The 16,796-nt window shown below is 28.5% G+C and carries 10 protein-coding genes; 9 read left to right on the top strand and 1 reads right to left on the bottom strand.

Going from position 1 to position 16,796, the window contains the following annotated elements; genetic code table 11:
- Positions 1-8 precede the first annotated feature (8 nt).
- Both KQI30_RS09785 and KQI30_RS09780 read left to right on the top strand, forming a co-directional pair.
- Positions 9-935: a glycosyltransferase family 2 protein gene (locus KQI30_RS09785; RefSeq protein WP_216463120.1), complete on the top strand. Its 927-nt coding sequence runs from the start codon at positions 9-11 to the stop codon at positions 933-935.
- A 141-nt stretch (positions 936-1,076) separates the two neighbouring features.
- Positions 1,077-2,045, top strand: coding sequence for a glycosyltransferase family 2 protein (locus KQI30_RS09780; protein ID WP_216463119.1), 969 nt, complete (start codon positions 1,077-1,079; stop codon positions 2,043-2,045).
- Positions 2,046-2,275: 230 nt separating this feature from the next.
- Here KQI30_RS09780 and KQI30_RS09775 read toward each other — a convergent pair whose 3' ends face one another.
- On the bottom strand, positions 2,276-3,622 hold the full coding sequence (locus tag KQI30_RS09775) for a DUF3329 domain-containing protein (RefSeq protein ID WP_216463118.1): 1,347 nt from the start codon (positions 3,620-3,622) through the stop codon (positions 2,276-2,278).
- 198 nt (positions 3,623-3,820) lie between these two features.
- Here KQI30_RS09775 and KQI30_RS09770 point away from each other — a divergent pair, with 198 nt between their 5' ends.
- From KQI30_RS09770 to uvrC, 7 genes are all read left to right on the top strand, one after another.
- Entirely contained in the window at positions 3,821-6,127 is a 2,307-nt protein-coding gene (locus KQI30_RS09770) for a YfhO family protein (RefSeq protein WP_216463117.1), read from the top strand.
- A gap of 367 nt (positions 6,128-6,494) precedes the next feature.
- Positions 6,495-8,468 carry an excinuclease ABC subunit UvrB gene (uvrB, locus tag KQI30_RS09765; RefSeq protein WP_216463116.1) on the top strand — a complete coding sequence of 658 codons (1,974 nt, stop codon included), beginning with the start codon at positions 6,495-6,497 and terminating at the stop codon, positions 8,466-8,468.
- A 247-nt stretch (positions 8,469-8,715) separates the two neighbouring features.
- A complete protein-coding gene (gene uvrA / locus KQI30_RS09760) occupies positions 8,716-11,538 on the top strand; it encodes an excinuclease ABC subunit UvrA (protein ID WP_216463115.1) in 2,823 nt (940 codons plus the stop codon).
- Between the two features lie 39 nt (positions 11,539-11,577).
- Complete coding sequence (locus tag KQI30_RS17110) at positions 11,578-12,012, top strand: FHA domain-containing protein (RefSeq protein WP_253287460.1); 435 nt, start codon at positions 11,578-11,580, stop codon at positions 12,010-12,012.
- Between the two features lies 1 nt (position 12,013).
- A complete protein-coding gene (locus KQI30_RS09750) occupies positions 12,014-13,315 on the top strand; it encodes an FtsW/RodA/SpoVE family cell cycle protein (RefSeq protein WP_216463114.1) in 1,302 nt (433 codons plus the stop codon).
- Between the two features lies 1 nt (position 13,316).
- The gene (locus KQI30_RS09745) at positions 13,317-14,807 is read left to right on the top strand and encodes a peptidoglycan D,D-transpeptidase FtsI family protein (protein WP_216463113.1); all 1,491 of its coding nucleotides are present in this window, start codon (positions 13,317-13,319) and stop codon (positions 14,805-14,807) included.
- Positions 14,808-14,815: 8 nt separating this feature from the next.
- Positions 14,816-16,705, top strand: a complete 1,890-nt coding sequence (gene uvrC, locus KQI30_RS09740; protein ID WP_216463112.1) for an excinuclease ABC subunit UvrC — start codon at positions 14,816-14,818, stop codon at positions 16,703-16,705.
- Positions 16,706-16,796: the final 91 nt, after the last annotated feature.

Below are 16,796 nucleotides of genomic sequence, written 5' to 3'. Positions count from 1 at the left end.
GCGTATGTATGAAGATAGCTGTATTAGTACCTTGTTATAATGAAGAACTTACAATTGGTAAAGTTGTAGATGACTTTAAAAGAGAATTACCAGAGGCAGATATTTATGTTTTTGATAATAACTCAAAAGATAATACTTCAAAAATAGCTAAAGAAAAAGGTGCAATTGTAGTTAAGGAGTATAGACAAGGAAAAGGAAATGTTGTTAGATCTATGTTTAGAGATGTAGATGCTGATATATACATAATGGTTGATGGAGATGATACATATCCAGCAGAGTCTGCTAGAGATATGATACAACCGATTATAGATGGTAAAGCAGATATGGTAATAGGGGATAGATTATCAAATGGTACATATTTTCAAGAAAATAAGAGACCTTTTCATGACTTTGGAAATAATTTAGTTAAAGGATTAATTGGATTATTATTTAAGAATGAAATTAAAGATATAATGACAGGATATAGAGCATTCAATAGATATTTTGTAAAGACAATGCCAGTATTAAGTGATGGGTTTCAAATAGAGACAGAAATGAGTATTCATGCATTAGATAAAAAGTTTTTATTAAAAGAGATTCCTATAGATTATAGAGATAGACCAGAAGGTAGTGAATCTAAATTAAATACATTTAAAGATGGATATAGAGTTCTAAGTGCATTAGGATCATTATTTAAAAATTATAAGCCTATGGCGTTTTTTGGAGTTGTTTCTATTATTTGTTTTGTTTTGGGAATGATGGTAGGGATACCTGTAGTTGTTGAGTTTATGAAAACTGATTTTGTAACAAAAGTACCATCAGCAATATTAGCAGTAGGCTTAGTAGTAGTGTCTATGCTTGCTTTAGTATGTGGTTTTATATTAGACACAATTGTTAAAAATAATAGAATGAATTATGAATTATATTTAACAAGATATAAAGATATACACAAATAAAATTAATATGATATTATAATAAATAATTCTTAACTATTTATTGATTTAAAAGTATTAAGGTATATAATATTTATGTGACTGTTTAGAAAGGGTTATACATTAAATTTCTATAGAATAAATGTATTGAGAGGAAGGATAAAGATGAAAAAAATTACGTTGTTAATTCCTGCATATAATGAAGAAGATGTTTTAAATATGTTATATGATAGATTAAAAAATATTATGAATAGTATTGAAAATTATGAATTTGAAATATTATTTGTTAATGATGGAAGTAAAGATAATACTTTATCTATTATTAAATCAATAAGAGAAATAGATAAGAGAATTTCGTATGTTAATCTTTCAAGAAATTTTGGTAAAGAAATAGCAATGATTGCGGGATTAGATTATGCAAAAGGTGATGCCGTTATTATATTAGATGCTGATTTACAAGATCCACCTGAACTTATCCCAGATATGATAAAATATTGGGAAGAAGGCTATGATGACGTATATGCTAAACGTCGTTCAAGAAGCGGTGAAACTTGGTTGAAAAAATTTACGTCACATGCATTTTATAGAGTATTAAAGAGTGTATCTAAGGTTCCAATTCAAGAAGATACAGGAGACTTTAGACTTTTAGATAGAAGATGTGTACAAGCATTAAAACAATTAAGAGAAACTCAAAGATATACTAAAGGAATGTTTAGTTGGATTGGATATAAGAAAAAGGAAATACTTTTTGACAGGGATCCAAGAGCGGCTGGTAATACAAAGTGGAGTTATTTTAAGTTAATGGATCTTGCAATAGAAGGAATAACTTCATTTACTACATTTCCATTAAAAGTATCAACATATGTAGGTTCATTTATTTCATTTGGAGCATTAATATATATGATATTTATTATTGCAAAGACATTAATTTGTGGAGGAGATGTAGCTGGATATCCTTCATTAATGGCAGTAATTTTATTCTTAGGAGGAATACAATTATTATTCTTAGGGGTAATTGGTGAATACTTAGGAAGAATATTCAATGAAACTAAAAATAGACCATTATACTTCGTGGAAGAATATAACAATGAGAGGGTTGTTAATGAATTTAATAATAACATGTATCAAAGATAGTTATTAAAAACTCAAATTTTATATTAAATAATAATAAAGGGCTGTTACAAAACTAACTTTTTAGTTAGCCATTTGTAATAGCCTATTTTCTTTAGGTATAATATTTTCAAATAAAATTGGTAATGCTAATTGATAAATATGACTTATTATGTGCAAAAAGAGAGGATTCAATTATTTTTGAACCCTCTCTTTTTTATAACATTAGCATTTACTTATGATAAAGCATATTTTTAATCAAATGTTGTAATTGAATTTATTTCGTAATATCTACAAAACATGCGATTATAAATAGAATTACTATCATTAGTAATATCATAAAGAGATAAATACTTGTTTGCAGGCATAGTTATTGATTTAACATGTAAATCTAAAATATTTTCAGATTTCTTTTCTAATACGTAATCTACTCTACTTTGATAAAGTGAATTATAATCTAATGCAATCTTGGTTGTAGGAACAAATATTTTTACAGATATAATTGTAAAAATTAAAAATGATACTATATAAATTATATTATTAAGTTTAACATTAAATTTCAGTTGTGATAATAGTAGTGCCATTGCCATTATCATAAAAATTGATCCACCAAAAGCAGAACGTTGGCTATAGGTACTAGGAAATAGCATAATTAAATTAGAAAATATAGCCGCTAAAGTTAGAAGTACTGATAATACAAAATGTTTGTTTTTTACACCTTTAAAGATTATATAAGCAATAAAAGTTATTATTAAAAGTTTTAACAATAATTTATAGTGATTTGAAAAAACATCTTCTAATGTAGGTAGAAAGAAATTATTGTATTTAACAGATAAACTATCTGGTATTCCATAAGCTTGAGTTTCTATAGCCTGTCTTTCTGAGTTACCAGGAGAAAGCATTAGTAAACAACATCCGACTATAGAAGATATTAATCCAAGAATATTCCACTTATAAATATGTTCTTTTATTATAAACTTATAAGCAATATAAACTATGTTTGCAAAAACTATAAAAGGTGCAATATTTTCGTTAGTTAATCCTGCAAGGAAGCCAAAGATTATTATATATGAATGAGTTTTATAGTTATCCTCTATTTTTCTAATAGATAAGAATTCAAGAAGAAAAGGACACATATATATAACTGAAAGTGTCATCATCCACATATAATTTATAGATCCCATTTGCCAAAATAACGTTTCATTAGGAATAGGTACTGTAACTATAATTACTATAAAAATGAAAAGAATTTTACTGAAGTTAATTTTTTCGTTTTTTAAAGTAAAACAACTTTTATATATAAAATAGCTTAAAATAAATAATATAAGGCCATTTAATACTGCAAACCATGGCTTTCCGAACCATATTAGTAATTGACCTATTAATTGTGGTAAAAAACGTCCGCCCCAATGTAAATAGAATATACCTACTGATCTAAATAAATCTGAAAAGCTATCAATACGCGTATTTGAATTAAATACAAAAGCATAATTATAGTCATCAGGGAAATATGGGGAACAATACGAAATTGTTATACATAATATTGTTAAAATAACAATCAATATTAGTGATAAATTATTAATAATCTTTTTTGTAGACATAAAAATATTCCTTTCTTTATTGATATCTTTAAATAGTTTACAGTTTTTTCTCAACAATGTCTATAAAATAATTAGACATTATAGATAGATGATTATAAAGGTTAAATTTTGTTTTGTTGAATTACAATTGTAAATAACTTATAATGAACAAGGAAAAAAATAAATAGTTTATATTTATATAAGAGATGAGGGTGAAAAATGAAAGAAAAGAAATTAGAAAATGGATACAAGAAATCTATTTATATTTCTATAATAATAGCATCTTTAATAATAATTCCTTTTATTATTAAGGGACACGGTATAATAAATGTTAGTGATGATTTTAATCTACAACAAATTCCATTTGGTGTAGATGCTAATAGAATGATTAAGGAAGGAAACATATTTTGGGATTGGAATGTTGATATAGGTAGTAGTTTTATTGGAGCATATAGTTTTTATTCTGTGGGAAGTCCATTTTATATATTGACATTACTATTTCCAAGTAGCTTTTTTCCTTATTTAGTGGGACCATTAATGATTATAAAGTATGTAGTTGCATCTGTAGCAGCTTTTGCATTTATGAAAAGATTTATCAAGGATGAAAAGTATGCCATAATAGGTGGTATATTATATGCTTTTTCTGGATTTCAAATTGCAAACATGATTTTTCATTTTCATGATATTGTAGCTTTATTTCCGTTATTGTTGATATCCTTTGAAGAATTAGTCTTAAACAATAGGAAAGGCTTTTTTGCAATAATGGTTACTGTAAGTTTATTGACTAACTATGTGTTCTTCTTAGGTGAATTCATATTTTTAGCTATATATGGTTTGAGTAGATTAGTTGATGAAAAATTTAGAAAAAAGATAAATGTAAAAAAGGTAATAGAAGTTTTTTTTGAGGGATGTATAGGTGTTGGAATAAGTTGTGTATTAATATTACCTTCAGTTCTATTTACATTGGATAACCCTAGATTAGAGAATTCTCTTACATTAAAGAATGCATTTATATATAATAAGAGGGACTTTTTAGATATAATAAGAGCATTTTTAATGCCAGCAGAGATACCACATTCAAGAGGTATGATTTATGGTTTAAGGTTTACATCAACAGAATTGTTTATGCCTTTATTTGGTAGTGTGTTGTTATTCACATTTTTAACTAATAAGCAAACGAGATGGATAAAGGTTGTATTAGCTATTAGTGGTTTATTCATGTTTGTACCAATATTAAATAGTTCATTTTCTGCATTTAATTCTGGTTACTACTCAAGATGGTTTTACATGCCTATATTGATTATGGCTTTAGCAACAGTAAAGGTATTAGATAATAAAGATACCAAATATACGCGAGGAATTATTTTAACAGGTGCTATATGGATAGCATTTATTTCTATGGTATTTATTTTGAATCGTAAAGATGGGCAAGTTATTTTTGATAATCAAACTTTCAAGTTTAATTTAATAATTTCAATAGTATCAATGATTGCTACCATTATGATAATTCAAATAAGAAATAAAAAGATGTTTTTTAATACGACTATGGTATTAGTAATTATATTTTCGGCAGTTATGGGTCAATTTTATATTTATAAAAGTCAACAAGCATACCCAGAGAGTAAAGAATTTAATAAGTTATATACTACTTCAGCTGATTACATGGAACTTCCAAGTGGAGATGATTATAGAATAGATAACTTAGCATGTTATAGAAATTCTAGTGTGTTATGGAATAAGATGTCTATCCAATCTTTTATTACAACTGTAAATGGAAGTGCTTTTGAATTTTATAATTCAATAGGAATGCATAGAGATTCAGAGACATTATATAATTATGATAAATACGGATTAAGACCACTGTTATCAGTAAAATATGTTTTTAAGTTAAAAGATTATCCTAATGTAGCGAAACTTATAAATTATGGAGATATTACGCTTCCTAATTTGAAAAAGGTAGGAGAGCAGGGGCAATATGAAATATATGAAAGTGAAGATTTTATTCCTATAGGTTTTACTTATGATTCATATGCAAGTAAGACTAAGTTTTATGAGGTAGATATAAATAATAGACATTTAGCATTATTAAAGGCAATTGTTTTAGATGATGATCAAATAGAAAAGTATAGAGATTGTTTCAGTGAGATATCATCAAGTGAATTAAATGATACCAGTATTGAAAAATATAATGTAGATGTGAAGAATAGAAGAGAAGGATCAGCTTATCATTTTGAAAGAGATAATAAAGGATTTACTTCAAAGATAAAACTACAAAAAGAGAATTTAGTATTTTTTAGCGTTCCATATGATAAAGGATGGAGAGCTACTGTTAATGGTAAAAAAGTGGATGTTGAAAATGTAAATAATGGACTTATGGCAGTAAAGGCTGAAGCTGGAGATAATGTAATAAGATTTGAATATACTCCAGAAGGGCTTAAAGTTGGAGGATTAATTACTAGTTGTAGTCTAATGATTTTAGTTATATATATGATTTTTGGCAAGAAAAAAGTTAAAAATAATTCATAGTAAATAGAAAGTATAAGTTAAATTATATTTATGTAATATAACTAAATATATAAAATCAAGCTGTCGCATATAAAATATTTAATGCGGCAGCTTTTTGTATCTTTAATTCAAAGTTAAGAAAAATTACTCATTTGTTCTTATTAGTATATTTTAAAATTTATCTCTTGTGAATTTCTGTACATCGTAAGGTTTCTCAACTGTTATTCAAAGGTTAAACATTTAGTAGCTACAATATATTATAGAAAAAATATTTAGATTAGGTGCATACATTTTCAATAATAAGATAAGGAAAAGTAATAAATTTTTTCATTTTAAAGTATAATGGTAAGTGAATGATTTAATCTAAATGAATAAGAGGTGATTAAATATGGAAAAATTTAAAATTGTTAGCAAGTTTTCTCCAACAGGAGATCAGCCAGAGGCTATAGATTCTATAACAAAAGGTATAGAAAACGGTGAGAAATTTCAAACATTACTAGGGGTAACTGGGTCAGGAAAAACATTTACTATGGCTAATATAATAGAAAAAGTACAAAAGCCTACATTAGTTTTAGCCCATAATAAAACTTTGGCAGCACAGCTTTGTTCAGAATTTAAAGAGTTCTTTCCTGATAATGCTGTTGAGTATTTTGTTTCATATTATGATTATTATCAACCAGAAGCTTATGTAGCACAAACAGATACTTTTATAGAGAAAGATGCTTCTATTAATGATGAAATAGATAAATTACGTCACTCAGCAACATCTGCATTATTAGAAAGAAAAGATGTAATAGTAGTAGCATCAGTTTCTTGTATTTATGGGTTAGGTAATCCGGAAGAATATAAAAAGTTAACAGTAAGATTAAGAGAAGGAATGACAAAGGAGAGAAATGATGTAATAAAAGAATTAGTATCTATTCAATATGAAAGAAATGATATTGATTTTGTGAGAGGTACTTTTAGAGTCAGAGGAGATGTATTAGACATATTTCCTGCTAGTGAAAATTCAAAAGGGATAAGAGTTGAGTTTTTTGGAGATGAGATAGATAGAATAAGAGAGTTTGATGTTTTAACAGGTAAAATATTATCAACAAGAAAGCATATATCTATTTTCCCAGCATCTCACTTTGCTGCTTCTCAAGAGACAACAGAGAAAGCAATAAAGCAAATTGAAATAGAATTAGATGAAAGAGTAAAAGAATTTAATAGTGAAGAAAAATTGTTAGAGGCACAAAGGATAAAGCAAAGAACTAATTTTGATATTGAAATGATAAAAGAGATGGGATATTGTTCTGGAATAGAAAATTATTCAAGAATATTAGATGGAAGGAATCCAGGAGAACCGCCTAAAACATTAATTGACTATTTCCCAGAGGATTTTCTAATGTTTATTGATGAAAGTCATGTAACATTACCGCAAGTAAAAGCGATGTATGGAGGAGATAGATCTAGAAAAGATTCATTAGTTGAATATGGATTTAGATTACCTTCAGCTTATGATAATAGACCATTAAAGTTTGATGAATTTGAAAATAAGATGAATGAAGTAGTATTTGTATCAGCAACACCGGGAGAATATGAGCTTCAACATAGCGAAAATGTTGCAGAGCAAATAATAAGACCTACAGGATTACTAGATCCCGTAATAGAAGTAGTGCCGGTAGAAGGTCAAATTGATCATTTATATAGTGAGATAATTAAGACAACAAATAAAGGATTCAGAACATTGATAACTACCCTTACTAAGAAAATGGCTGAAGATTTAACAGATTATTTAAAGGGTATGGGTGTAAAAACAACATATATGCATTCAGACGTATCAACCATAGATAGAATGAAAATCATAAAAGAATTAAGAAGTGGTGAACAAGATGTATTAGTAGGAATAAATCTTTTAAGAGAAGGATTAGATATTCCAGAAGTTGCTCTTGTTGCTATCTTAGATGCTGATAAAGAAGGATTCTTAAGATCTAACACTTCATTAATTCAAACAATAGGTAGAGCGGCAAGAAATTCTGAAAGTAAAGTAATAATGTATGCTGACAGAATTACTAAATCTATGGAATATGCATTAAAAGAAACAGAAAGAAGAAGAAAAATTCAAATAGAATATAATGATAAAAATAATATAATACCTACAACTATAAAGAAAGATATTAGAGATGTTTTAGAAATATCTACGGTGGCAGAGGAAGAAGCTACTTATGAAGCAGTTGAAAAAGAAGAATTATCAGTAGAAGAAATTATAAGCAAAATAAAAGAACTTGAAGAAGAAATGAAGTTAGCTGCTAAGGATTTACAGTTTGAAAGAGCAGCAGAATTAAGAGATGAAATAAACTTACTTAAAGAGAAAATTTAAAAAATATAAATAAATTAAGATTATTTTTTACATAAAAATCCTAATATAAACAAAAGTTTGACAAGAAATGCTAAAAAATATAAAATTTAATAAAGGCAAGTCTAAAATAGAGAGTAATAAAGCAACTTCTTTTTATTGACAAGGAAAATAAATAAACTTAAAATTTTAATAGAACGAATGTTCGAGGTTAAAAATAAGTTAATACGTAAAAAATAGTTATTAAGTATATAAAAAGGAGAAAGTTATTATGAAAGATAAGATTGTTATAAAAGGAGCGAAGGTACATAATTTAAAGAATGTATCTTTAGAGATACCTAGAGATAAGTTAGTTGTCTTTACAGGCTTGTCTGGATCAGGAAAGTCGTCCCTTGCTTTTGATACGTTATATGCTGAAGGTCAAAGAAGATATGTAGAATCACTATCTTCTTATGCACGTCAATTCTTAGGACAAATGGATAAACCAGATGTAGAGTATATAGAAGGATTATCACCGGCTATATCAATAGATCAAAAAACAACATCGAGAAATCCGCGCTCTACAGTAGGTACTGTCACAGAGATATATGACTATTTAAGATTATTATATGCTAGGATAGGAGTTCCTCATTGTCCTAAGTGTGGAAAAGAAATAAGCCAACAAACAGTGGATATGATGGTGGATAAAGTTATGGCATTGCCAGAGAGAACAAAGATTCAAGTGTTGTCACCACTTATTAGAGGAAGAAAAGGCGAACATGTTAAAGTATTAGAAAATATAAAGAAAAATGGTTTTGTAAGAGCTAGAGTTGATGGAGAAGTATATGATCTTGAAGATGAAGAGATAAAATTAGAAAAGACTAAAAAGCATAGTATAGAAGCAGTAGTAGATAGATTAGTAGTAAAGGAGGGAATAGAAGGAAGGTTAGCTGAATCAATAGAAACATCTTTAAAGATGGGTGATGGATTAGTAATAATAGATATTATAGGAGGAGAAGAAATTTTATTTTCTGAAAAATTTGCTTGTCCAGATTGTAATATAAGTATTGAGGAAATAGCACCAAGATTATTTTCCTTTAATTCTCCTTTTGGAAAATGCGAAACATGTGATGGTCTTGGTACTCTTATGGAGATAGATGAAGATTTAATTTTACCAGAGAAAGATAAATCTATTTTACAAGGAGCTATAGCCCCTTGGGGAGAAGGAAGATTAAAAGAAGATTCTTGGAATTTTGCTATTCTTAAATCTTTATGCAAAAAGTACAACTTTTCGCTAGATACTCCTATAAATCAGTTACCTAGAGAAGTAATAGATGTATTATTGTATGGAACTAAAGGTGAAAGACTAGTAGTAAATTACAAGAAAGATGGAAGAGAAGTTAAGTATAATTATATCTTTGAAGGAATTATAAATGAATTAAGACGAAGATATATGGAAACAGGATCAGATTTCATAAAAGAAGAAATTGAAAATTATATGAGTGATAATCCATGTCCTAAATGTAAAGGTGCAAGATTAAAACCAGAAGCATTAAGTGTGAAGGTTGATGGAAAAAATATAAATGAATTATGTTCCTTATCTGTAAAAGAGGAATTAGAATTTATAGAAACATTACACTTATCAGAAAAAAATAAAATTATAAGTGATCAAATAGTAAAAGAGATTTCTGCTAGGTTAAAGTTCTTAATAGATGTAGGATTAGATTATCTTACATTAAGTAGAGAAGCAAGAACTTTATCAGGAGGAGAATCTCAAAGAATACGTCTTGCTACGCAAATTGGATCTGCATTAGTAGGTGTTTTATACATATTAGATGAACCTAGTATTGGGTTACATCAAAGAGATAATGACAAATTAATTGCTACAATGAAAAACCTTAGAGATATAGGCAATACATTGGTAGTAGTAGAGCATGATGAGGATACTATAAGGGAAGCTGATTATATAGTAGATATAGGGCCAAGAGCAGGAGAGCATGGCGGTGAAATTATAGTGGCTGGAGATTTAGAAGCGGTGAAGAACTGCAAAGAATCAATAACAGGTCAATATTTAACAGGAGAAAAAAAGATAGAAGTACCGAAAGAAAGAAGAAAAGGAAATGGTAACTTTATTGAAGTAAAGAATGCCAAGGAGAATAATTTAAAGAATATTAGCATAAAGATTCCATTGGGAGTATTTACTGCTGTTACTGGGGTATCTGGCTCAGGAAAATCAACATTAGTTAATGAGATTTTATATAAGGGAATACATAAAAAGCTTACAAGAGCTAAGGAAAACCCAGGAAAGCATAAAGAAATTTTAGGTATTGAAAACATTGATAAAATAATTAATATTGATCAAAGTCCTATTGGACGTACACCAAGATCAAATCCGGCTACTTATACTGGTGTCTTTGATTATATAAGAGAACTTTATGCACAAACTACAGAAGCTAAGATGAAAGGATATAAACCAGGAAGATTTTCATTTAATGTTAAAGGTGGAAGATGTGAAGCTTGTCGTGGAGATGGAATAATAAAAATTGAAATGCAATTTTTATCAGATGTATATGTTCCATGCGAAGTTTGTAAGGGAAAAAGATATAACAGAGAAACTTTAGAAGTAAAATATAAGGGTAAAAATATTGATGAAGTATTAAATATGACAGTAGAAGAAGGGGTAGAGTTCTTTGAAAATATTCCAAGAATAAAGAATAAGTTGCAAACATTATTAGATGTCGGTCTAGGATATGTTAGATTAGGTCAACCATCAACACAACTTTCTGGTGGAGAGGCTCAAAGGGTTAAGTTAGCTTATGAATTATCTAGACGTGCAACAGGAAGAACACTATATATTCTAGATGAACCAACAACAGGACTTCATACTGATGATGTAAATAGATTAATTAAAATTCTTCAACGTCTAGTAGATGGAGGAAATAGTGTTGTAGTAATCGAACATAATTTAGATGTTATAAAGTCAGTGGATTATATAATCGACCTAGGACCAGAAGGCGGAGACAAGGGTGGAGAAATATTATGCAAAGGAACTCCAGAAGAGATAGCTGAGGTGAAAAATTCCTATACAGGACAATACCTAAAAAAGATGTTATAATGAATTAAAGTTCAGAAATTAGGTAGGACGGTGAACAACTTGGAATTAGTAAAGTTATCGTTAATTTTTAGGATAGTAATAATTGTAGTTATATACTTTATAATTTTTTATGCAATAAAAGCAATAAATAAAGATATAAAAATAGCAGATAAGGTTGCAGATAAGAGAAATAGAAGATTAGGACTTAGAGTTATAAATATAGGTCCATATGAAAGATTAAAAAATAATCAGGTTATAATGATAACTGGTTTAATAACTATAGGAAGAAAAGAAGGAAATACAATAGTTTTAAAAGACCCTTATATATCATCTCATCATGCAAGAATATACAAAGATGAATCAGAGTACATAATAGAAGATTTAGGTAGTACAAATGGAACATATTTAAATGGCAATCCAATTGTTAACAGAGCATTTTTAGACGTTGGAGATATAATAAAATTAGGAGATTTTACCGTAAAGGTGGTAGAGTAATTTGGGGAAAGTTTACAAGGAAGAAAAAAGGTTAGTTAGATTTACATACATACTTATAGCTATATGCTTTATTAATCTATCTTTCATAACAACACCGATTAATACAGCAGCATTAGTTATGGGAGCTATACTTATGGTTCTTATCGGAACAATACATTTTATGCTTAGAAGATATTTTCCTAAAGGTGATAAATATCTCTATATATTAGCATGTATTCTTGCTACAATAGGGATAACTATGCTTTACAGATTAGATGTTGCTAAGGGAACAAGTCTTGCAATTAAGCAAATTGTATGGTTTATAATCGGAGTTACAGTATATGTTTTTGTCATTGTATTGATGCCAGAACTTGATAGACTTAAGAAATATCGATATATATTTCTTATATTAACTATTATATTTATGTCAATGGCTAAAATTTATAATACTATTACAGGAAAAGCAGCTGTTAATGGAGCATTGAACTGGGTGTATATTGCCGGTTTTTCATTTCAGCCGTCAGAGTTTGGTAAAATATTTTTGGTAATATATTTAGCTATAGCATTAAATAAAGAAAGTAGTAGTAAAGATGAATATTTAGGTTTTATAAGCGATGCTATGGAAAAGATACTGGGCCCATTTGGTAAGTATTATAGAGTTGGTATAGAACCTATCTTTACAATTATGTTTTCATTAGGATTTATGGTATTACAAACAGATTTAGGAACAGCACTAATGATTTTTGGTGTATCTATTACTATGTTATATATGGCTACAGGTAATTTTAAATATATGTTGGCTACTTTTGCATTAGCATCTGTAGGTGCTGTAGCTGCCTACTTTATGTTTGCTCACGTAAAAAGAAGGGTATTAATATGGAGAAATCCATGGCCTTATGTATCAGGAGAAAGTTATCAACTTGTTCAAGGGTTTTATGGTATGGCAGAAGGTGGAGTTATAGGAAAAGGATTAGGGCTTGGATATCCTAATAAGGTGCCAATGTGTGAATCAGATTTTATTTTTTCAGCTATTTCTGAAGAAATGGGAATATTAGTTGGATTTGCAATTATACTTATATATTTATTAATGTTCTATCGTTCTATGAGAGGAGCAATAAATATAAGAGACAATGGTGCTAAACTTTTAGATGTAGGTTTAAGTACAATGATAGCTATTCAATCATTAGTTATTGTTGGTGGGGTAACAGGAGCTATACCACTTACCGGAATAACATTACCATTTGTATCTTATGGAGGTACTTCAATTTTATCAGCATTTATAATTTTAGGTATTCTTCAAAAGATTTCAGAAGGAGAAAAATAATATGAAGGTTAGAAAAAAGAAAAAAAATAGAAATTTGAATAACAATATAAAACATATATTAGTAGTTGTATTACTATTATTTTCAGCGTTATGTACATATATTGGATATTTTGAAGTTTTTGTAGCACCTAAAATAATTGATAATGCTGATAATGGAAGAAAGTATATAAGAGAAAACGAAATATTAAGAGGAAATTTCTATGATAGAAATGGTAGACAATTAACTACTATGGAAAGAGTTGATGATAATACTCAAGAAAGAACTTATGTAGATGGAGATTTATTTTGTCATGTATTGGGCTATTATAATTCAAAGTATGGAACAGAAGCAGCAGAAAATATTTATAATGAATATTTGACTAAAGGTAATTCATCTACTCTTAAGGAATTGATTAAAAATGGATTTAAAGAGACACCTAAAGTAGGAGATGATGTTACTCTAACTTTAGATTATGACATACAAACAGCAGCTTATGATGCTATGAATGGTTTTAAAGGTGCTGCAGTAGTTTTAGATGTTGAAACAGGAGCTGTTCTTGCAGCAGTTTCAAGACCAACATTTAATGCTAATAATCTTGAAGAAAATTGGGTAGAATTAAATACAGATAATGATAATAAGCCATTATATAATAGAGCTTTTGGTGAATTATATCCACCGGGATCAACATTTAAAGTTATTACAGCGTTATCTGCTTTAGAAAATGTACCAGGAATAGAAAGTAAAACATTTAAGGATAATGGAACATTAACTTTTAATAAAAAAGATAGTAATGGAAATGAAATAGAAGCTGATGATTATACATTATCAAATTATAATCATATAGCTCATGGAACATTAGACTTAAAGGGAGCACTTACTGTTTCATCAAATGTTGTGTTTGGTCAAGTTGCTATGGAAGTAGGTAGTGATAATCTAAAAGAAACTGCAGAAAAATTCTATTTTAACAAGGGTTTACCTGTTCAAGGGTTATATACTAATAAGGCGGTATCTAAGGTTCCAGATTATACTAGCGATGGAGAATTAGCTCAAGGTGGTATTGGGCAAGCACAAGATTTGGCAACACCATTGCACATGGCTGCTGTAGCACAAGCTATTGCAAATGATGGAGAAATGATGAAGCCTCATACATTATCAAAAATAGAAGATGCATCAGGAAATGTTGTAAAAGAAGAGCCAATAGAATCATTAGGTCAAGTAGGTGAACTTTCTAACATAAAAACATTACAAGAATATATGCTTAATGTTGTAGAAGGTACTAGAGGAACAGGTAAAAATGCTAAGGTTTCAGGGATAAAAGTAGCAGGTAAAACTGGTACAGCGGATCATGAGAAAAATGGAAAAGCAGGAATTGCTCATTCATGGTTTATAGGCTTTGCACCTTATGATAAACCTAAGTATGCTGTATCTGTAATTTTAGAGGAAAATCAAAGTAAGAATATAAATGCAGCAAAAGTAGCAGGAGATATACTAAAGGTTGCTACTAAAAAGTAGGAGGAAATATGTTTGATTTAGCTCATCAATTAAAGATACTGCCTAATAAACCAGGCGTTTATTTAATGAAGAATTCTTTAGGAGAAGTTATTTATGTAGGTAAAGCTAAGATACTAAAAAATAGAGTTAGACAATACTTTCAAAATTCAAAAAATCATTCTGAAAAAGTAAAAAAGATGGTTTCTAATATAGAAGAATTTGAGTATATTGTTACAGATTCAGAATTTGAAGCATTAATTTTAGAATGTAATTTAATAAAAAAATATAGACCTAGATATAATATAAGACTTAAAGATGACAAACATTATCCTATGATAAAAGTAACTATGCAGGAAGATTATCCTAGAGTTTTTGTAACTAGAAATATAATAAAAGACGGATCTAAGTATTTTGGACCATATACTGATTCTGGTGCTGTTTATGAAACAGTAGATACTATAAAAAATCTATTTCCTATTAGGGAATGTAGACTTAGAATAAAAGAAAACGAGGTAGGGATAAGACCTTGCCTCGATTATTATATAAAGAAGTGTAATGCACCTTGTGCAGGGAAAGTTACAAAAAAAGAATATAAAGCAATGATTGACGATGTAATAGATATATTATCTGGAAAAGATATAGCTCTTATAAAAGAACTAAAGGAAGATATGATTAAAGCATCAGAAAATTTAGAGTTTGAAAAAGCGGCTATGTATAGAGATAAGATAATGAGTTTTGAAAAAATTATATCTAAACAAAAAATGATAACAGGAAGATTTGAAGATGAAGATTTTATTTCTTTAGCAAAAGATGAAAAAGATGCTCTTATTCAAATCTTTTTTATGCGACAAGGAAAAATTAATGGAAGAGAGCATTTTATAATTGAAGATGGTGCTACTGAAGAAAACTCTGTTTTAATTGCGGAATTTATAAAAGAGTTTTATGGTAATACTGCTTTTATACCTAAGACTATTTATGTAGATAGTGTTGAAGATCAAGAGTTGTTAGAAGAGTTATTAACAGCAAGAAGGGAATCTAAGGTCTGGATAAAGATACCTCAAAAAGGAGATAAAAAGAAAACTTTAGATTTAGTAGAGAATAATGCAGTAGTAACTCTTAGGGATTTTAAAGATAAAATAATAAAAGATAAAGAGAGAGGCGAAGAGGCACTTAGAACTTTAGAAGAAGTTTTAGATTTAGAAGAAATACCGAAAAGAATAGAAGCTTATGATATTTCAAATATTCAAGGGGTAGATTCTGTTGGTGCCATGGTTGTTTTTGAAAAAGGAAAAGCTAAAAATTCTGATTATAGAAGATTTAAAATAAAGACAGTTGTTGGGGCTAATGATTATGAATCTATGAGAGAAGTACTTAGAAGAAGATTCAAGAGAGGATTAGAAGAGTTAGAAAAACTATCTTCTTTAGAGTTAGAATTGGATAAAACTAAGTTTACGGTATTTCCGGATTTAATACTGATGGATGGCGGAAAAGGTCATGTATCTGTAGCAAAAGATGTTTTAAAAGAATTTAATTTAGATATACCAGTGGCAGGGATGGTTAAAGATAATAAACATACTGCAAGAGGTTTGATTTATGAAAATGAAGAAATTTCTTTCAAGGCTACATCTCCAGTTATGGGGTTAATAAGAAAAATAAGTGATGAAGTTCATAGATTTGCTATAACTTATCATAGGAGTTTAAGAGATAAAAGAAGTTTAAGATCTGTATTAGATAATGTACCTAATATAGGGGAAAAAAGAAGAAAAAATCTACTTATTAAATTTGGATCAGTAGAAAATATAAAAAAATCTAATTATGATGAAATTATATCCACACCATCGATGGATAAAAAAAGTACAGAAAGCCTAATGGAGTATTTAGGTATAGGTAAAAAGACGACTGGTAATATGTCAAGATAAAAAAACTTTAAAATTGGAAATTTTCTAGTTTGTCTTATTAAAAAAAGGGTAACTTTAATAAAGCTCATTCTGATTCCAAAATTTTACAGGG

The organism is Clostridium bornimense (assembly GCF_018917145.1).
GTDB classification, from domain to species: Bacteria; Bacillota; Clostridia; order Clostridiales; family Clostridiaceae; genus Clostridium_AN; species Clostridium_AN bornimense_A.
Note: the sequence above shows the minus strand (reverse complement) of the source record. Positions and strands in the feature narration are given on the sequence as shown.